At 44.0% G+C, this 18,988-nt stretch carries 15 protein-coding genes and 1 pseudogene; 13 read left to right on the top strand and 3 right to left on the bottom strand.

What is annotated here, in order from left to right:
- Nucleotides 1–11: 11 nt before the first annotated feature.
- From gltB to BV455_RS01945, 6 genes are all read left to right on the top strand, one after another.
- The gene (gene gltB / locus BV455_RS01970; RefSeq protein WP_061580374.1) at nt 12–4,571 is read left to right on the top strand and encodes a glutamate synthase large subunit; all 4,560 of its coding nucleotides are present in this window, start codon (nt 12–14) and stop codon (nt 4,569–4,571) included.
- A 54-nt stretch (nt 4,572–4,625) separates the two neighbouring features.
- Nucleotides 4,626–6,107 (top strand): glutamate synthase subunit beta, encoded by a 1,482-nt coding sequence (locus BV455_RS01965; RefSeq protein ID WP_061580373.1) that lies wholly within the window; start codon nt 4,626–4,628, stop codon nt 6,105–6,107.
- A 103-nt stretch (nt 6,108–6,210) separates the two neighbouring features.
- Nucleotides 6,211–8,040, top strand: coding sequence for a sigma-54-dependent Fis family transcriptional regulator (locus BV455_RS01960; protein WP_218687694.1), 1,830 nt, complete (start codon nt 6,211–6,213; stop codon nt 8,038–8,040).
- Nucleotides 8,041–8,210: 170 nt separating this feature from the next.
- On the top strand, nt 8,211–9,203 hold the full coding sequence (locus BV455_RS01955) for a thiamine pyrophosphate-dependent dehydrogenase E1 component subunit alpha (RefSeq protein WP_218687693.1): 993 nt from the start codon (nt 8,211–8,213) through the stop codon (nt 9,201–9,203).
- Between the two features lie 29 nt (nt 9,204–9,232).
- Entirely contained in the window at nt 9,233–10,267 is a 1,035-nt protein-coding gene (locus BV455_RS01950; protein ID WP_218687692.1) for an alpha-ketoacid dehydrogenase subunit beta, read from the top strand.
- A gap of 91 nt (nt 10,268–10,358) precedes the next feature.
- Entirely contained in the window at nt 10,359–11,555 is a 1,197-nt protein-coding gene (locus BV455_RS01945; RefSeq protein ID WP_218687691.1) for a dihydrolipoamide acetyltransferase family protein, read from the top strand.
- 187 nt (nt 11,556–11,742) lie between these two features.
- On the opposite strand, the gene BV455_RS01940 is transcribed toward BV455_RS01945, so the two are convergent.
- A complete protein-coding gene (locus BV455_RS01940; protein WP_218687240.1) occupies nt 11,743–12,978 on the bottom strand; it encodes an IS256 family transposase in 1,236 nt (411 codons plus the stop codon).
- Between the two features lie 114 nt (nt 12,979–13,092).
- On the opposite strand from BV455_RS01940, the pseudogene BV455_RS01935 reads away from it, so the two are divergent.
- Nucleotides 13,093–13,503, top strand: a pseudogene (locus BV455_RS01935) (OsmC family protein); the annotation flags it as partial.
- Nucleotides 13,504–13,966: 463 nt separating this feature from the next.
- On the opposite strand, the gene BV455_RS20635 reads toward BV455_RS01935, so the two are convergent.
- Entirely contained in the window at nt 13,967–14,092 is a 126-nt protein-coding gene (locus BV455_RS20635; RefSeq protein WP_256410093.1) for a hypothetical protein, read from the bottom strand.
- 244 nt (nt 14,093–14,336) lie between these two features.
- On the opposite strand from BV455_RS20635, the gene BV455_RS01930 reads away from it, so the two are divergent.
- The gene (locus tag BV455_RS01930) at nt 14,337–14,477 is read left to right on the top strand and encodes a hypothetical protein (protein WP_160299171.1); all 141 of its coding nucleotides are present in this window, start codon (nt 14,337–14,339) and stop codon (nt 14,475–14,477) included.
- A 292-nt stretch (nt 14,478–14,769) separates the two neighbouring features.
- On the opposite strand, the gene BV455_RS01925 is transcribed toward BV455_RS01930, so the two are convergent.
- Nucleotides 14,770–15,252 (bottom strand): hypothetical protein, encoded by a 483-nt coding sequence (locus BV455_RS01925; protein WP_218687690.1) that lies wholly within the window; start codon nt 15,250–15,252, stop codon nt 14,770–14,772.
- A gap of 513 nt (nt 15,253–15,765) precedes the next feature.
- Between BV455_RS01925 and BV455_RS01920 the strand changes: the two genes are divergently transcribed.
- From BV455_RS01920 to BV455_RS01900, 5 genes are all read left to right on the top strand, one after another.
- Nucleotides 15,766–16,179, top strand: coding sequence for a BlaI/MecI/CopY family transcriptional regulator (locus BV455_RS01920; RefSeq protein WP_017437690.1), 414 nt, complete (start codon nt 15,766–15,768; stop codon nt 16,177–16,179).
- A 3-nt stretch (nt 16,180–16,182) separates the two neighbouring features.
- The gene (locus tag BV455_RS01915; RefSeq protein ID WP_218687689.1) at nt 16,183–17,031 is read left to right on the top strand and encodes a M56 family metallopeptidase; all 849 of its coding nucleotides are present in this window, start codon (nt 16,183–16,185) and stop codon (nt 17,029–17,031) included.
- Between the two features lie 62 nt (nt 17,032–17,093).
- A complete protein-coding gene (locus tag BV455_RS01910; RefSeq protein WP_017437688.1) occupies nt 17,094–17,498 on the top strand; it encodes a DoxX family protein in 405 nt (134 codons plus the stop codon).
- A gap of 100 nt (nt 17,499–17,598) precedes the next feature.
- The gene (locus BV455_RS01905) at nt 17,599–18,312 is read left to right on the top strand and encodes a DsbA family protein (protein ID WP_017437687.1); all 714 of its coding nucleotides are present in this window, start codon (nt 17,599–17,601) and stop codon (nt 18,310–18,312) included.
- The gene (locus tag BV455_RS01900) at nt 18,305–18,706 is read left to right on the top strand and encodes a disulfide oxidoreductase (RefSeq protein ID WP_017437686.1); all 402 of its coding nucleotides are present in this window, start codon (nt 18,305–18,307) and stop codon (nt 18,704–18,706) included. Before BV455_RS01905 ends, BV455_RS01900 begins: the two co-directional genes overlap by 8 nt.
- Nucleotides 18,707–18,988 lie beyond the last annotated feature (282 nt).

The following is an 18,988-nucleotide window of genomic DNA, read 5'->3' as shown; positions in this document are numbered from 1 at the left end:
AGGGAAGCAGCATGAAACATTACGGACTGCCAAAAGCACAAGGGCTTTATCGCCCTGAATTTGAACATGATGCGTGCGGGATCGGTTTTTATGCACATTTAAAAGGGAAGCCGTCTCACGACATTATCAAAAAAGCGCTGCATATGCTGCGCCAGCTTGAACACCGCGGCGGACAAGGAAGCGATCCGCGAACGGGCGACGGCGCGGGAATTATGGTACAAATTCCGCATGAATATTTCCGAGTGGCGTGCGGAAAAATGAATCTTCCGCCAAAAGGGCGCTACGGCGTCGGCATGGTGTTTTTGCCGGAAGATGAGGAAAGACGGGCGTATTATGAAACAGAGTTTAATAAAATCGTTGAAAAAGAGGGACAGACGCTGTTAGGGTGGCGTACTGTGCCTGTAAATATCGAAAAACTTGGAAAACTTGCAAAACAAAGCAAGCCATTTATCCGCCAAGTATTTATCGCAGCAAGCGACGATCTTACCGATGAACTTGCGTTTGAGCGGAAATTGTACGTGATTCGCAAACAAGCGGAAAAACTCGTCGAGAATAATGAATGCTATTTTGCAAGTCTTTCGAGCCGGACGATTGTCTATAAAGGGTTGCTTACTCCGGAACAATTGGATGAGTTTTACGTCGATTTGCAAGATGAACGGTTCCGCTCGGCGTTTGCCCTCGTTCACTCCCGCTTTAGCACCAACACGTTCCCTAGCTGGGAAAGAGCGCATCCAAACCGCTATTTAATTCATAACGGCGAAATCAATACGCTGCGCGGCAACGTCAATTGGATGATGGCGCGCGAAAAGCAGTTTGTATCGGAGCTGTTCGGCGATGATTTGCAAAAAATTACGCCGATTTTGGATACGAACGGCAGCGACTCGTCGATTTTAGACAATGCATTCGAATTTTTTGTCCTAGCAGGGAAAAAGTTGGCGCATGCGGCGATGATGCTGATTCCGGAGCCATGGTTTTGGGATGAGGAAATGGATGAGGCGAAAAAAGCGTTTTACGAGTACCATAGCTGCCTGATGGAGCCATGGGACGGGCCGACAGCAATTTCGTTCACGGACGGAAAGCAGATCGGTGCGATTTTGGACCGCAACGGGCTGCGGCCAGCGCGTTATTATGTGACGAAAGACGATTATATTATTTTCTCGTCGGAAGTCGGCGTCATCGATGTCGATCCGAGCAACATCCTCTATAAAGAACGGCTGAGCCCGGGGAAAATGCTGTTAGTCGATTTAGAACAAGGGCGGATTATTTCCGATCAGGAAATCAAAGAAGAAATCGCCAAAGAAAAGCCATATCGCAAATGGCTTGACGAGCAAATGATTGCCTTGCGTGATCTTGATATTCCGGAAACGGTAAAACCGGTTGACAATCTTGTCACCTTGCAAAAAGCGTTTGGCTATACGTACGAAGACGTTGAAAAAACGATTATCCCGATGGTGACGGAAGGGAAAGACCCAACCGGTGCGATGGGGATGGATGCGCCGCTGGCCGTTCTGTCTGACCATCCGCAAAGCTTGTTTAACTACTTTAAACAGCTGTTTGCGCAAGTGACGAATCCACCGATTGATGCGATTCGCGAGTATATCGTGACATCGACGATGACGCTTCTCGGCAAAGAAGGCGATATTTTACACCCGGATGCATCGGCGGCCCACCGCATTCGTCTGGAAACGCCGATTCTTTCCAATGAGGAACTGGCGGCGTTGAAAACCAATCCGTATCCGGAATTTGCCTGTGTGACGCTTCCAACGCTATTTACCGATGATTTAAAACAGGCGCTTGACGAGCTGTTTGCCAAAGCCGACCAAGCGATGGAAAACGGCGCGACGCTTCTTGTGTTGTCTGACCGCGGTGTGGATGAAAAACATGTCGCGATTCCGACGTTGCTCGCCACGGGCGCCCTTCATCAATACCTCGTCCGCAAAGGGACACGGACGAACGTAAGCATCATTGTTGAAAGCGGCGAAGCGCGGGAAGTGCATCACTTCGCGGCTTTAATCGGGTATGGCGCTGACGCGGTAAATCCATATTTGGCGCTTGAGACGATCCGCCAGGAAGTGGAAAAAGGCAATGTGGCGCTGTCGTATCGCGATGCGGTGCGTAAATATATCAAAGCCGCTACCGACGGTGTCGTGAAAGTGATGTCGAAAATGGGCATTTCGACGGTGCAAAGCTACCGCGGCGCGCAAATTTTTGAAGCGGTCGGCATTGGCGAAGAAGTGATCGAACAATACTTCACCGGTACGGCATCGCAAATCGGCGGCATCGGTCTTGCCGAAATCGCCAAGGAAGCGAAAATGCGACACGAAGCAGCCTTCTGTACATCTTACCAAGACGGCACGCTAGAGACGGGCAGCGAGCTGCAATGGCGGCGAAACGGGGAACATCATGTGTTCAACCCGAAAACGATCCATCTGCTTCAATGGGCATGCCGGAAAAATGATTATGAGTTGTACAAACAATATTCAAAATTGGCAAATGAAGAACGTATGACGTTTTTGCGGAATTTGTTTGAATTTGATGAAACAAGAACCCCGGTTCCAATCGAAGAGGTCGAACCGGTTGAATCGATCGTGCGCCGCTTTAAAACCGGTGCGATGTCTTACGGTTCGTTAAGCCAGGAAGCTCATGAAGCGCTGGCGATCGCGATGAACCGCATTGGTGGAAAAAGCAACAGCGGCGAGGGAGGCGAAGATCCAAACCGCTACGTCAAGGATGCAAACGGCGACTGGCGCCGAAGCGCGATCAAGCAGGTTGCATCGGGCCGCTTTGGCGTCAAAAGCCATTATTTAGTCAACGCCGATGAATTGCAAATCAAAATGGCGCAAGGGGCAAAACCTGGCGAAGGCGGACAATTGCCGGCCAATAAAGTATATCCGTGGATTGGCAAGGTGCGCGGCTCGACGCCGGGAGTCGAGTTGATTTCGCCGCCGCCGCACCATGACATTTATTCGATCGAAGATTTGGCACAGCTTATTTACGATTTGAAGAACGCCAATAAAGACGCGCGCATCAGCGTGAAACTCGTGGCGAAAGCAGGCGTCGGAACGATCGCCGCCGGCGTCGCGAAAGGAAACGCCGACGTGATTGTCATCAGCGGCTATGACGGCGGCACCGGCGCATCGCCAAAAACGAGCATTAAGCACGCGGGGCTGCCGTGGGAGCTCGGTCTTGCCGAAACGCATCAGACGTTGATGTTAAACGGCTTGCGCGACCGCGTCGTCTTGGAAACAGACGGAAAATTAATGACCGGCCGCGATGTCGTCATGGCTGCCTTGTTTGGCGCCGAAGAATTCGGCTTTGCGACTGCTCCGCTTGTCGTTTTAGGCTGTGTGATGATGCGAGCGTGCCATCTCGATACATGCCCGGTCGGCGTGGCGACGCAAAATCCGGAGCTGCGCAAAAAGTTTATGGGCAAACCGGAACATGTCGTCAACTTTATGTATTTTGTCGCCCAAGAAGTGCGTGAAATCATGGCTCAGCTCGGATTCCGCACCATCGATGAGATGGTCGGAAGAGTCGACGTCTTAAGAGTCAGCGAACGCGCGAAAAATCATTGGAAAGCGAAACATTTAGATTTATCGCGTCTTCTGTATCAAGCCGACGGACCGCGGACATTTGCCCGTCCGCAAAATCATCGTCTCGAACAAACGCTGGATTATACGGAAATTTTGCCGGCAGTCCGACCGGCGCTTGAACGGCAGGAAAAAGTCGAGCTTCATTTGCCGATTCGCAACGTGCACCGGACGGTCGGCGCGATGACAGGAAGCGAAATTTCGAAACGATACGGGGAAGAAGGGCTTCCGGAAGATACGATTCGCCTTCATTTCACTGGTTCGGCCGGACAAAGCTTTGCCGCTTTCGTGCCGAAAGGAATGACGCTCGAGCTCGTCGGCGATGCGAACGACTATGTCGGAAAAGGTCTATCCGGCGGCAAAGTAATCGTCCGTCCGCCGCAAGACGCCCCGTTTGCTTCTGCGGATAACGTCATTATCGGCAACGTTGCTTTCTACGGGGCAACGAGCGGCGAAGCCTACATCCGCGGACGCGCCGGCGAGCGGTTCTGCGTGCGCAACAGCGGCGTCCACGCCGTTGTGGAAGGTGTCGGCGACCATGGCTGCGAGTACATGACAGGCGGACGCGTCGTCATTCTTGGTTCTGTCGGGAAAAACTTTGCGGCTGGAATGTCCGGCGGCATCGCCTACGTATTGGCGGATGAAGAAGACTGGCAAAAAACGGCCAATAAAGAATTGGTGCTGTTTGAACAGCTCGAGGACGAACGGGAAATCAACGAAGTGCGTGAAATGATCATAAAACATTACCGCTACACGGGAAGCCGTAAAGCGTCTCATATTTTGGCCCATTGGGAAACATATGTCAGCAAATTTGTAAAAGTCATTCCGCGCAATTACAAATTGATGATCGAAACGATTCAAACGCTCGAACAATCCGGGCTTTCGCAAGAGGAAGCAATGATGGCTGCGTTTGAAACGGTGGCGAAACGAAAAAAAGCCGCGGTAAGCGGAGTCCGCGTTTTGCAGGCGGTCGCGAAGTAATGCGATCGCTTCGCCACCGTTATTGGAATGGTACGGAAAAGGAGGGACACGATCATGGGAAAAGCAACCGGTTTTATGGAATATGCACGTGAGGAAGAAACGAAACGTGACCCGCTTTCCCGTCTTGGCGATTGGAAAGAATATACGTTTCCATTTTCCGAGGAAATGCTCGCACGGCAAGGAGCCCGTTGCATGGACTGCGGGACGCCGTTTTGTCATATGGGATTGGAATTAAACGGTCTGACGTCAGGATGTCCGATTCATAATTTAATTCCGGAATGGAACGATTTAGTCTACCGCGGCAGATGGAAGGAGGCGCTCGAGCGGCTGCTGAAAACGAACAACTTCCCAGAATTTACCGGACGGGTTTGTCCGGCGCCATGCGAAGGCTCTTGTACGGTGGCGATTTCCGATCCCGCGGTTGCAATCAAAGGCATTGAGCGGGCGATTATCGATAAAGGGTTTGCCGAAGGCTGGATTCAGCCGCGCATTCCGCAAAAACGCACCGGGAAAAAGGTGGCGATCGTCGGCTCCGGCCCTGCCGGCCTCGCCTGCGCCGACCAGCTCAATCAAGCGGGGCATTCGGTAACGGTGTACGAACGCGCGGATCGCATCGGCGGCCTGCTCATGTATGGCATTCCAAATATGAAGCTGGAAAAAGAAATTGTCGAGCGCCGCGTTCGGTTATTAGAAGCAGAAGGCATTACGTTTGTCACTAACACGGAAGTCGGCAAAGACATCACCGCCGATGAGCTGCGCGCGCAATATGACGCCGTCGTATTGTGCGTCGGCGCGCAAAAGCAGCGCGATCTTGCGATTGAAGGCAGAGAGCTTGAGGGCGTCCATTTTGCGATGGATTATTTGACCGGAGTCACAAAAAGCCTGCTTGATTCCAACTTTGCCGACGGCAACTTTATCGACGCGAAAGACAAGCGCGTCATTGTCATCGGCGGCGGCGATACAGGAGCGGACTGCGTCGCGACTGCATTAAGGCAAGGATGCAAAAGCGTCGTGCAGTTTGGCAAGCACCCGGCCCTGCCGCATGAACGCCGGGAAGATAACCCGTGGCCGCAGTTTCCGCTTGTCTTTACCCTCGATTACGCCTATGAAGAAGCGAAAGCGAAGTTCGGCGCCGATCCGCGGCAATATTGCATTCAAACGAAAAAAATCGTCGGCGACGAACACGGCCGCGTGAAAGAGCTGCACACGATCCAAATGGAAAAGATCATCGATGAAAACGGCAAAGCAGTATTTAAAGAAATTCCAGGCACCGAACAAGTGTGGCCGTGCGATTTAGTTTTCATCGCCATCGGCTTTGAAGGCCCGGAGCAGCCGGTGTTGAAACAGTTCGGCGTCGAAACGGTCAACAACAAAGTCAAAGCGCCGTACGGGAAATATACAACGAACATCGAAGGAGTTTTCGCCGCTGGAGATGCCCGCCGCGGCCAAAGCTTAATCGTCTGGGCGATTCACGAAGGCCGGGAAGCGGCGAGAGAAGTCGACCGTTTCCTCATGGGAACGACGAATTTGCCATAATGGTAGGATTCCTCTTGAAAACAAGTTGTTTTCAAGAGGAATTTTTTATGTAAAAAACGAATGTAAACATTATCTAACGATATTAAGTGCTGGGAGGATGGATATGAATATCGTAGATCCATCTAGACGCGAAACTTGGCAGCGCTTTGTGCGTGAAGGAACATTGGATCATGCAAGGATGAACGAAAGAATTGCGGAATCATGGTATCTCTGCCGCCAGAAAAATGTGGACCCTTATGACGGAAAAGGAAAGATTATTTTAGAGCCTCATTTGCTAGCAGAAAGGAAAAAACGGAATCAAAGATTGCTTCAGATTGCCGTACCTATTTTAGAAAAGCTGCAAAAATATTTACAGGAAACAAAATCTATTTTTCTCCTTGTCGATCGAGAAGGATATGTTTTATATGCAAAGGGAAATAAACAAGCAATGAAAATGGCCGAAGGAATAAAATTTGTGGAAGGAGTAAAGTGGACAGAAGATGAGGTTGGGACAAATGCCATTGGCACGTCTTTAAGAATTTGCGAGCCCATTACGATTGTCGGCTTAGAACATTATTCCGTTGCTTCTCATCAATGGGTTTGTTCCGCAACACCTATTAGAGAATTTGTCGGAATTATCGACGTTTCATACCCCATCAATCATTATCCGTTTCACGACCATGTCCTAGCCACGGTTGTTGCCGCAGCATATACCATCGAACAACGATTCCACATGCAAGCGAAAGAAGATGAATTAGAGTTGTTTAAGTATACTTGCAATATGGAAAATACCGATTCCCCCGTAGTTATATGTAATCATAAAGGGAGTATTGTCTGGGTTAATCATTGTTTACGCTCTTCCTTTTCAAACATGCTTAATCGATCACTAGAAGATGTTTGTGGTGATCATTGGGTGATAAAATCCAAGATTCCGATTTATTCTTCTATTCATCATGATGTTATTGGTTATCGAGTTACTCTTCAGAAGAAAAATAATGATTCCAAATTGGTTTCAACGACTTTTCATTTTGAAGGAGTAACCGGTAGGAGCATATCATTTGCAAATGTAATAAAGAGCTGTGAAAAGGTAGCGAAAACAGATGCTACTGTTCATATAACCGGAGAAACGGGAACAGGAAAAGAATTAATCGCCCGCGCTATTCATCAAAACAGCGAAAGAAAAAACGGGCCATTTGTTGCGATTAATTGCGGCGCGATACCGAAGGAACTGATTGGCAGCGAACTGTTTGGTTATGTGGAAGGGGCATTTACGGGAGCAAAACGTACGGGACATAAAGGAAAATTTGTTCAAGCAAACGGCGGAACCATTTTTCTCGATGAAATTGGCGAAATCCCTTTGGAAATGCAAATAGCGCTTTTACGGGTTTTGCAGGAAAGGGAAGTCGTTCCTATTGGCGGCACAAAACCAATTCCTATTGACGTAAGAGTAATAACAGCAACACACTGCGATTTATATCAATTAGTAAGAGAAGGAAAGCTAAGGGAAGATTTATTTTATCGCATTTATGTATATCCAATCAAAGTTCCGGCGTTAAGAGAACGAAAAGAGGATATACCATTTTTGATTCAGTATTATTGCCAGCAAAAGAATTGGTCTGTTTTCTTTCCTGATGAAGCAATCCAACTATTGATGACCTATCATTGGCCAGGAAATATTCGCGAATTGTTTAACGTGTTGGAGCGAGTTCGAATTGAATATGGAGATCATATTCCTTCTATTCCAGAACTCAAATCGATGTTCATTGGCTGGGAAAGTCAGGAAGAAAATATGGAGTCAGGTCAAGAAACTTTATCTTATCGGGAACAGATTGAAAAAAATCATATGATGGATATCCTGCAGAAAACAAAAGGCAATATTGCCCAAGCAGCCGCTGAGTTAAATATTCCTCGCAGTACATTTTACCGGAAATTAAAGAAATATCATTTGATATGAGACAAAATGAGAAAGAATGAGAAAAAATGAGATTAGTCCGAATTTGTCTTTTCAAAAACGCTTACAACCATATTTTTGTAAGCGTTTTTTTTATTGGCACACTCCTTGCATGGTTAATAAAGCGAGAAGATTTCATTTTCATTCATCACACTCATAAGGAGGATGGAAGGATGACAGTGACAAAACCGGAATCCAAGAGTTTTACGAGAGAAAAAGCAAAATGGATGTATCAGAAAATGTGTGAAATTCGTCAGTTTGAGGACAAAGTTCATGAAATCTTCAGCAGAGGAATTTTGCCAGGATTTGTTCATTTATATGCTGGTGAGGAAGCAGTAGCGGTAGGGGTTTGTGCTCATTTGAATGAAAAAGACTATATTACGAGTACGCATCGCGGACACGGTCACTGTATTGCAAAAGGCTGTGATTTGAACGGTATGATGGCGGAGATTTATGGAAAAGCTACAGGATTATGCAAAGGAAAAGGGGGATCCATGCATATTGCCGATGTGGAAAAGGGAATGCTTGGTGCCAATGGCATAGTCGGTGGCGGATTTCCTTTAGCGGTTGGAGCTGGTTTGACGGCGAAACTGAAGAAAACCGGTGCTGTTGCCGTTTGTTTCTTTGGCGATGGGGCGAATAATCACGGTACATTTCATGAAGGAATCAATCTTGCGGCCATTTGGAAATTACCAGTGGTTTTTGTGGCGGAAAACAATGGCTATGCTGAAGCAACTCCTTTCGAATATGCATCCAGCTGTAAAAACATTGCAGACCGGGCAGCCGCTTACAACATTCCAGGAGAGATGGTGGATGGCAAAGACGTGATTGCCGTATACGAAGCGGCAGAAAGAGCAATAACGAGAGCTCGCAACGGGGAAGGGCCAACTTTAATCGAATGTAAGACCTATCGAAACTATGGTCATTTTGAAGGAGATGCACAAACGTATAAATCAGCGGAAGAAAAAGAAAAACATTTAAAAGAATTAGATGCCATCGTAAAATTCCGGAACTATATTCTTTCCAAACATCTATTATCAGAACAAGAATTGCTTGAAATAGAACGGAATGTGGCGGAAACGATTGAGAAAGCAGTAGATTTTGCGGAAAAAAGCCCATTCCCGGCGGAAGAAGATCTTTTAAAAGATGTTTATGTATCCTATTAATCATAAAAGTAAGGAGGCAAATAACCATTATGACAAGAACCATTTCTTTCTCAGAAGCAATTAATGAGGCAATGAAGCTCGCGATGCGCAAAGATGAAAATGTTATTTTGTTGGGAGAAGACGTAGCTGGCGGTGCAGCCGTTGATCATTTGCAAGATGAGGAAGCTTGGGGAGGAGTAATGGGCGTCACCAAAGGTCTTGTCCAAGAGTTTGGGAGAGAAAGAGTATTAGATACGCCGATTGCGGAAGCTGGATATATTGGGGCAGCGGTTACTGCGGCGGCTACGGGGTTAAGGCCGATTGCAGAATTGATGTTTAATGATTTTATCGGAAGTTGTTTAGATGAAGTAATGAACCAAGCGGCAAAACTCCGCTATATGTTTGGCGGAAAGGCGAAAGTACCTTTAACCATACGAACGATGCACGGTGCCGGATTTCGCGCGGCTGCGCAACATTCACAAAGCCTGTACGCGATTTTCACCCATATACCAGGGCTAAAAGTCGTTGTTCCTTCTACCCCGTCCGATGCGAAAGGTCTTTTACTTGCCTCGATTTTTGATGATGATCCTGTTATCTTTTTTGAAGATAAAACGCTTTATAACCTGAAAGGAGATGTGGAAGAAGGATTTTATACCATCCCTCTTGGAAAAGCAGATATTAAAAGAGAAGGAAATGATTTAACCATTGTGGCGATAGGAAAACAAGTGCATACGGCTTTAAAAGCAGCGGATCTGTTAAAAGCACGTGGAATGGAAACAGAGGTAATTGATCCAAGAACTTTATCCCCGCTGGATGAAGAAACCATTTTATCTTCGGTAGCTAAGACAGGTCGATTAATTGTGATTGACGAAGCAAATCCGAGATGTAGCGTAGCGGCAGATATTTCGGCTCTTGTGGCGGATAAAGGATTTGATTATTTAGATGCTCCGATTAAGATGATTACTGCTCCGCACTGTCCTGTTCCATTTTCACCAACATTAGAAGATCTTTACTTACCAACCCCAGAAAAAGTACTTCGCGCAGCAGCTGAAATAATAGGAGATGAAACGATTATAGCAGTTTAAATAAATCCAAGCGTGTTGCTAAAAGTGATTTCGATGTGGTTTATTTAGCAGCACGCATTCCTTGTACCAATCGAAAAGGGGAGAGATAGGAATGGCGGTTGAAATTTTCATGCCAAAGCTAGGAATGAGTATGAAAGAAGGAACGGTGGTAGAGTGGTTAAAGAAAAAAGGAGATAAAGTGAAAAAAGGGGAATCGATCGTTGTCATTAGTTCCGATAAGATTGAAACAGATATCGAAGCGCCGCAAGATGGGGTGTTATTAGATATTCTTGTTGAACAAGATGAAACGGTGGAAGTAGGAAAGGTAATTGGTTACATTGGTCAGGAAGGAGAACAGCCAGATGATCAGTCCAATGAAACACCGCAACAAGCAATACAAGAAGTAGCCGTTTCCGTTGGAACCATCGAGGCAAAAGCAACGTCTAGACATATGTTGCGCGTTTCTCCTGCCGCTAGAAAATTAGCCCGCGAAGCGGGAATCGATTTAAGTAATATTTTAGGTTCGGGGCCCAAGGGTAGAATTACACGGGCAGATGTAGAAAAAGCCATTCGATTAAAACAAACATCTTTACAGCTAGGAAATGAAAAGCAAACGATCGTAGAAACGAGCCCAATCACAATCACAACGGAACAAAAAGGCGTCACGGTAAAACCGGTGACGGGGATGCGAAAAGTAATCGCGGCAAGAATGTTTGCAAGCCTGCAGCAAACGGCCCAGCTAACGATTCATATGAAAGCGGATGTGACAGAATTACTTAAGCTACAGGGACAGATTAAAGAGGCTTTACAAGATGAACCGGATGTAAAGCTTACGATTACTGATTTTATCGCCCGTGCAACGATTTTAGCATTATGTATCCATAAACAAATGAACAGTCTTTACCAAGACGGGCATATTCATACGTATGATTCCGTGCATTTAGGAATTGCAGTCGCATTGGAGAACGGTCTAGTCGTTCCGGTCATCCCTTATGCAGAGAAACTTTCTTTAAAAGAAATTTCTAAAAAGATTAAGGAATTGAGCGTACGGGCAAGGGAAGGAAAATTAAGCAGCGAGGAAATGAGGGGCTCTACTTTTACCATTACAAATCTCGGTGCTTATGGCGTTGAATTTTTTACACCAGTGTTAAATCCGCCGGAGGTAGGAATTCTTGGGGTAGGAACGGTCACAGATATGCCGGTTTTTGTAGGAGATGCCATTCAGAAGAGAAAGATTTTACCGTTAAGTTTAACGTTTGATCATCAAGTGATCGATGGTGCTCCGGGTCAAGTCCAAATTATTGTGTAAATTCCCCTTTGATAGACAACATGGACCTGATGACTTGACGTATAGTAGGTAAGTCCGGCAAGTCTCCCTGCCAGTCGCCTTCCGGACAAAACATCATGTTGTCAAGGAACAGGCGTGTCAAGGAGCTTTCGCGGCATATCCTCGCTTCGCTCCGGTATTCCACGTTCTCCTTGACACGGCGTAGAGGTTATCCCACTCTCTTGATCGCCGGAGCCTCCTGATTCACCGATCGAGCTTCTTGCTCTTTCGTTTTCCGCCACTGCCAATATTCGGACATATCTAAGTATTTACGTCCCGACATCCATTTTTCATCGATTTCGATCAACACGGCACCAACGAGGCGATACACCGATTCCCGGTTCGGAAAGATGCGGATGACCCGTTCTCTGCGGCGAATTTCTTCGTTCAGCCGTTCCACTCCGTTTGTCGTACGCAGACGCCGACGATAACGGTCCGGATAGTCCAATACGGCGGTGGCGTCTTCGAATCCCTCTTCGAGGATTTGCATGGCTTTTGGGGCTTTTTCTTCCCATTTGGCCAGCACTTGTTCCAATAACAGCCGGGCCGTTTGCTTATTTGGAGCATGAAGAATCCCACGAATCTCCTCGAGCAAGGCATCCTGCATATACTTTGGTGCGGCATCGAGGATATTGCGAATAAAATGTGTCTGGCATCGTTGCCATGTAGCGCCTTGGAAATGCTTTTCAATGGCTTGCACCAGCCCACCGTGCTGATCCGAGATGATCAAGTCCACTCCCCGGAGTCCTCGGTCTTTCAGCCATCCGAAGAACTCGCTCCAGCTGGACTCCGATTCACTGTTTCCGATTTGCAGGCCAAGAATTTCCCGATATCCTTCCTCATTCACTCCTGTAGCGATCAACACGGCTCTGGAGCGTACTCGTCCATCCTCCCGGACTTTCGTATAAATAGCATCTACTAGCACAAACGGATACACGTGTTCATGAAGGGAACGGTAATTCCAGTCTTGGACAATCGGATCCAGTCCCTTGCACAGCGAGGAGACCGTGGACTTGGAAAACGAAGTGCCGCATAATTCCTCCGTGATTTGAGTGATTTTTCGGGTAGACACCCCGTTTACCACCATTTCCATTAGTGCCAGTACCAGTGCTTGTTCGCTCCGTTGATACCGTTGGAACAGTTCCGTAGAGAACTCCCCATCTCTTGTCCGTGGAACGCGCAAGGTCAACCGTCCCACCCGGGTCGTCAGCTGGCGTGGATACGAACCGTTTCGATAGCCTTTTCGTTCTTCCGTTCGTTCATAACGGCGAGCTCCCAGCTGTTCTTCTACTTGTGCCTCGAGGATTTGATTGAGGACTTGTTCCAATAGCTTAGCTAATCCTTCATCTCTGGTGAATAACCCGTGCAAAAGTTCATCATTTAGGGTAATATGATATTGAGCCATGGTTGCATTCCCCCTTATGTTTGGTGTTTTTGGTCCACTGTTTATTCTACCAAAGGGGAAGCAACATGGCTCTTTTTCTATTTCCCTTTTTACACAATTATATGGACTTAACTATGGGAATCGGGCGTCAAAACCAATATTTCTATACGAAATTTTCCTACTTTTTCTATGGATGAACCAGTAGAATTAGGTGGAGCTGATACAGCACCAAATCCAATGGAATATGTAGTTGCATCACTGTGCGGTTGTAATGGAGTGATGATTCCGTTAGTTGCCAAAGAATTAGGCTTTACTTTCTCGGGAATTGAGTTTGAAGCGACAGGCATTATTGATACCCGGGGGCTAATGGGGGAAGAAGGCGTTCGCACACATTTCCAAAAAGTTCGTTTCCAAGTAAATATACAAACCGAAGAAAGTGAAGAGAGAATCGAGCAACTGAAAAATGAAGTGGAGAGAAGATGTCCTGTGTTCAATCTTTTGCATGATGCTGGGGTTGAAGTGGATACAAAATGGAGCAAGAAGTAAATACGATCATCTAAAAAAAGGTCAATTGTGGGATCTTAAAATGAATAGAGCGAGGAAAAGGGGTGGTCCTTGCCATCCCTTTGTTTTTTCGTGCGCTCGGCTTAGGGATGCTGTTTGATGTATGATAGACACAACGAGTGGGAAAGTGTGGAAAAGGAGGCTTTCAGGGAATTAGCTGCTGTGCCGGCGATGATTAATTTTTAACCTGTCATTGGAAACTTGCTTGTGAGCCTCCACGACTGAATTGAAAATTCTAGTCGGGGCATCCATTATAAGTACAGATTTGCTCATGCTGTCAAACACCTATAGTGTTTGTCGCCTGACGCAAGCCAATGAATGAAGATAATTATAAAAAACAACCTTATCGAGTGTCCAAATTTATTAGGGAGCAAATGAAAGTTTCCATTTTGCCGAAAAAACCCGAGGCAATGTTGTCCTCAGATTTTGATTGCTGGATAAGTTGTTATACTTTCGGTGTGCGGTGCTGGCCTTTGTTGTCGCTCATTCTTTTTTCCGTGGCAAGGTCTTCTGGAGTAGCCTTGACTTCAAGGTTTTTCATGCCTTCTTTCGTTTTTTTGTCCATCATCATCCCTCCTTGTTTACAATTGTAGTTTTTTCTAATTTCGGGAGGGTTATGCAAAGGGATTGTAAAATAGAGGTATATGGAAAAAGGGTTGCCGATAGAAGCCGACCATTTGCAAGGATGCTTATACAGCATAGCGAAAAAAAGACCAATCTTCCATGCGATTTACGCGAATTTAAAAGTATACGAACAACTTTTAAACGCATAAATTACCCACCTCATGGCGCAAACTACCTATGAGGTGAAAAAGATGAAAGAAAAAGAGCAATATTTCCCAGGTAGCGTTGTCGATATTAAAGACGAAGGAGAAGAATCAGCGGAGACCTATAAAAATTCTCTTTCGCAGGAGTTGGCAGAAGCGATACGGCGGGAAGAAGAGAAAAGTGATTGAGCGAAATTTCATGAAAAAACCTCTTCGGGTTGCGCTGAAGAGGTTTTCACGTTTTTGCTAATATGTAAATCGGAAATGACACCGGAAAATGGTGTGATATACCAACGTTTTTACCCATTATCATTCCTCATTCGCGCCCAAAATCGTACATTCATTCACAAGGCAACCATCATGTCCTTCTATACAAAAGGATCAAGGTATGAATTTACTTGTTCATTTAACGGGGATCATTAGTAGAAGAAGAAAATCCAAAACAAAAAGGTTGGATTAGAGCGCCAACCTGTTAAATGTATTAATACGCATCGTATTCCCCACTTTGCTGTTCACCTTCAATAGGGAGCGAGATTCCCATCGATTTTAATGCTGTTTTAGTTTGAGATAAATAAGATTCAGCTTGGTTTTGCCATTGGATGATCAGTTTAATAAAAGGTTTGAAATCTGGAGTAGCGTTTTCCTCCATTATTTTTAATCCCTCACGAACTTTTTTATCCTGCTTCTCTGCATTCATGATACAGGCCGTCATTGTTTCCACGATAGATTGTTGTTGCTCACCATTGGATAGTCTTTGTGCTGAACCCACTGCCGTGACACGATGATAAGAAGCAGGAACTAGATGGTTATGCATCTCATTAATACCTTTTAAATCTTTTGTTTTTGGGATATGAAAGAGCTGACTACTCATGGCACATACCATTTCTTCTGCGTATAGACTTCGCTGTAACAAAATTAAAATTTGTGTCCATGAATTAACTCGATACAAATAGTTAAAATGCAAAAAAATCAGCTCCTTTTTGATAAAATAGAAACCCCTATCTTCATTTTATGAATAATATTCGAAATTTGTGTGAAATAAAATAATGACTTCTCCATATTGTTTATCTTTCTTCATCCATGATAAATAATTATCTCGATGACGAATGCCTAATTCCTCCGCCACTACAACGACTGATCCCTCGTTCTCTAGCACTCATCGAATTGCTTCTAGTTTAATTTTTTCTGATGATGATATGCTATTTCCCCCCTTAACCCATACATTCTAGCTGTCGAGATAACATTGTGTCATTGCACGGGCAATGTTCGAAGATGGAGAAGATACTTAAGAATGACATACAAAACAGGGATGAGATGTTAAGTTATCAATAAATAGAATGAAATTTATACATGCTATACTCATATTTTTTAGGGATCTTTCTGACCAGTTGCCTTTTTCTGTTGGGCTGTTTCTAGGATGAATCCTTGACTCCATAAACACCTTACACTACAATGGTTAGTGTGAGGTGTTTCTACGATGAAAATACAAAAATTCAAATTTAATGAGAGGGGTTTGAACCGCTTTTTTGGTCCGCTTGAAGCAAAGATTATGGATGTTTTGTGGAACGGGGCGGAAATGAGTATTAAAGATGTTCAACGGGTGCTAGAAAGAGAAAAGCCTGTTAATTTTAATACGGTTATGACAGTAATGAATCGATTAGTCGAAAAGGGAATTCTGCAAAAAAGAGTAGAAGGCAGAACCTCTTTATATCAACCTGTCCTTTCAAAAGAGGAGTTTTTTGACATACAATCAAAAGAATTGACTCATGAGCTCATTGACGAATTCGGTTCTCTTGTTGTGAATCATATGCTGGATGCATTAGAAGAAGTGGATCAGGAGCTTATTGAAAAGTTGGAGCAAAAAATAAAAGAATTAAAAAAGGAAAGATAATGTATGTCGAAAAATCGGTCAAGAGTGATTTTTATAACGTGTACATGTATTGCGGGAACCATTCTTTTTCAAATGGGAATGTACGTACTGTATGTTTTGTTGGGCTGGGACCCAAAGTTTAACCTTATTCAAGTATGCCACAGTGTGGCAAAGTCTCTTGGATTGTCTTCAGTGGAATACATGTTAGATGCTCTAGTTTTTTATACTGTATTTTTATCTATCTGGGAGATTGGAAAGCAGCTTTTTGCAGCTAACAAAATTGATAAAAGGCTTGCTGTATACCGACACGAACAGCTGACTCAAGAAATCAATCGTAAATACAACGAGGGAAATCAAGATTTTACGGTAATATCTTGCTCAGCTCCAATCGCGGTTACAATGGGATTTCTAAATCCCAAAATTATACTTTCAACAGGTCTGTTCAATCTTCTGGATAAAAATGAGTTAGAGGCGGTCATTTATCACGAGTTGTATCATAAAAAACATAGGGATCCTTTAAAAATATTTTTATTGTCCCTGTTTGCTTCGATTATGTGGTATATTCCGATTTTAAAGTGGTTTCACCAAAAGTATAAAATCATAAGAGAAGTTTTAGCTGATCACTATGCCATCAATAGGCAGGGAACTCCAGTGGATTTAGGCAGTGCCTTATTAAAGATGCTGAAAACAGTTAATCGAGCAAACATGCCTTTTTCATATGTCTCGTTTGCAGATACATCAGTCAATTACAGGATTAAATATATACTTGACCCTCAAACTGAAATTCCTTTAAAGCTTCCGTTTATGCTAACCATTACGTCCATCTATGTATTTTTAATGTTATGTATTTTGTTTCTCATTACTTTATTTTAAATTTTTTAATGAATTACACTACATAATGTAGTTTATAGTAAAGAAAAAGAGGTGGAAATAAAATGATTAAAAACTTAGAATTAGGCTCTTTCATTATCCGTCTAGTGCTAGGTATAATTTTTTTGGTTCATGGATTTACGAAATTTCAAGGCGGTATCGAAAATACGGCAGGCTTTTTTAGTAGCATAGGATTACCTGGATTTTTGGCTTATCTAGTAGGGGGAGTTGAACTGATTGGCGGAATTCTTTTAATACTTGGTTTAGGAACACGAATCATTGCGGGTGCCTTTGCCGCAATTATGGTAGGAGCGATCTTTACGGTAAAACTGAAGAGTGGTTTTGTTGGAGGATATGAATTCGAATTGGCTTTGCTAGCTATGTCTTTACACCTTTTGTTTAGCGGTAATCAGTTCTTTGCGATGGATAATGTATTCGTGCGTCGCAAATCCGAAAGTCAGAGTACGTAATTTTACCAATCTTTCATTATTGTTTGTTCCAGAATAAATTTTTAGGTTTTGTGATTACCTTATGCATGGTCTTGAAAAAGTATCCGAAGGAGGTAAATACGTGTCAAAGTCGAAGAAAAACAAGAAAAAATCAATATCTACATCCAATCCATTATCCAAATGGATTGTCTGGGTTGTTGGTTTATTTAGTGTATGTGTTGTGCTCGGTATCATTTTTTGGGGGAATTTATCTAAAAAAGAAGCAGCCATTGATTATGAAGGTCAGCCTTACTTAGGAAGGGAATCCGCTCCAGTTAAAATTGTCGAGTTCGGCGATTATAAATGCCCAGTTTGTAAGAACTTTAACGAATCGTTCTTTCCTCTGATTGAGAAGGAATTCATTGAAACGGGTAAAGCTAAATTTTATTTTATGAACTATTCGTTTATCAATGTAGACTCTATTCGTGCCGCCCAATTTGCAGAAGCGGTCTATCGAGAGCTTGGAAACGATACATTCTGGAAATTCCATGAACTTTTATATAGGAAACAGCCTGAAGGTACGAAATATGAGAAAATGGATATTTTTACAGAATCCTTCCTTGAAGACACTTTAAAAGAAGTTGCCAGCGATAAGGAAACGGAAAAAGTGGTGAAAGCCTTCAAAGAAAACCAGTCTAAAGACGCTTGGGAAAAAGATATGTCTTATGCAAATAAACTGGGGGTTACTGGGACACCAACATTATTTATTAATGGAAAACAGTTTGAAGGAAAAACATTTGAGGATTTTAAAGAGATGGTAGAAGAAGCGGCAAAGGAGAAGCGTAGCAATGAATAAGCCGTTGATTTTTGCTTGGATTACAGCCATCATAGCTACATTAGGAAGCCTGTTTTTTAGCGAGGTTATGCACTTTGTCCCTTGTACTCTTTGTTGGTACCAGCGAATTTTAATGTACCCGTTGGCGATTTTGCTTGCAATCGCCCTCTACCGTAACGATCCAGCCATTTATAAGTATGTGCTTCCCTTTTCTATCATAGGAATGATCGTGTCAAGTTACCATTACGGCCTGCAAAAAATTCCTTTTCTAAAGAAATTTGAAATGTGTACAAGTGGAGTTCCATGTTCGGGACAATATATTAACTGGTTAGGATTTATTACGATTCCTTTATTGGCATTCATCGCTTTTACCATTATTACGATCATGATGCTAATACTTCGGAAACAATCTTAATTAGGAAATAGTTCAATAAAAAAACGAATCAAATGCAAAAGGGGCTGAACAAAAAGCACTTTATGTGCCTTTTGGAGTCAGCCCCTTTCTTTTTGAACCGGTACTTGATAATTAAAACCTTATATGAATACGTTGATGATAATACGAGTGCCGGTTTTTTGCGTCTTCTTGAGGGAGACAATCATACTTATTCCATGAAGTGCATAAATCTTGTAGGAGTAAATATTTTGATAGTAATAGATATTCTTTTCAGATTATTCAATATGATTAGTTGAGTGGATC

Origin of the sequence: Parageobacillus caldoxylosilyticus (genome assembly GCF_019272935.1) — a bacterium.
Classification (GTDB): domain Bacteria; phylum Bacillota; class Bacilli; order Bacillales; family Anoxybacillaceae; genus Saccharococcus; species Saccharococcus caldoxylosilyticus.
This window is presented reverse-complemented; position numbering and strand designations above follow the sequence as displayed.

Excerpts from the sequence above, each read along its gene's own strand:
- BV455_RS01945 (WP_218687691.1), top strand. The coding sequence starts at position 10,359 with ATGGCGGTTGAAATTTTCATGCCAAAGCTAGGAATGAGTATGAAAGAA.
- BV455_RS01920 (WP_017437690.1), top strand. The coding sequence starts at position 15,766 with ATGAAAATACAAAAATTCAAATTTAATGAGAGGGGTTTGAACCGCTTT.
- BV455_RS01910 (WP_017437688.1), top strand. The coding sequence starts at position 17,094 with ATGATTAAAAACTTAGAATTAGGCTCTTTCATTATCCGTCTAGTGCTA.
- BV455_RS01955 (WP_218687693.1), top strand. The coding sequence starts at position 8,211 with ATGACAGTGACAAAACCGGAATCCAAGAGTTTTACGAGAGAAAAAGCA.
- BV455_RS01930 (WP_160299171.1), top strand. The coding sequence starts at position 14,337 with ATGAAAGAAAAAGAGCAATATTTCCCAGGTAGCGTTGTCGATATTAAA.
- BV455_RS01965 (WP_061580373.1), top strand. The coding sequence starts at position 4,626 with ATGGGAAAAGCAACCGGTTTTATGGAATATGCACGTGAGGAAGAAACG.
- BV455_RS20635 (WP_256410093.1), bottom strand. The coding sequence starts at position 14,092 with ATGATGATGGACAAAAAAACGAAAGAAGGCATGAAAAACCTTGAAGTC.
- BV455_RS01940 (WP_218687240.1), bottom strand. The coding sequence starts at position 12,978 with ATGGCTCAATATCATATTACCCTAAATGATGAACTTTTGCACGGGTTA.
- gltB (WP_061580374.1), top strand. The coding sequence starts at position 12 with ATGAAACATTACGGACTGCCAAAAGCACAAGGGCTTTATCGCCCTGAA.
- BV455_RS01900 (WP_017437686.1), top strand. The coding sequence starts at position 18,305 with ATGAATAAGCCGTTGATTTTTGCTTGGATTACAGCCATCATAGCTACA.
- BV455_RS01960 (WP_218687694.1), top strand. The coding sequence starts at position 6,211 with ATGAATATCGTAGATCCATCTAGACGCGAAACTTGGCAGCGCTTTGTG.
- BV455_RS01950 (WP_218687692.1), top strand. The coding sequence starts at position 9,233 with ATGACAAGAACCATTTCTTTCTCAGAAGCAATTAATGAGGCAATGAAG.
- BV455_RS01915 (WP_218687689.1), top strand. The coding sequence starts at position 16,183 with ATGTCGAAAAATCGGTCAAGAGTGATTTTTATAACGTGTACATGTATT.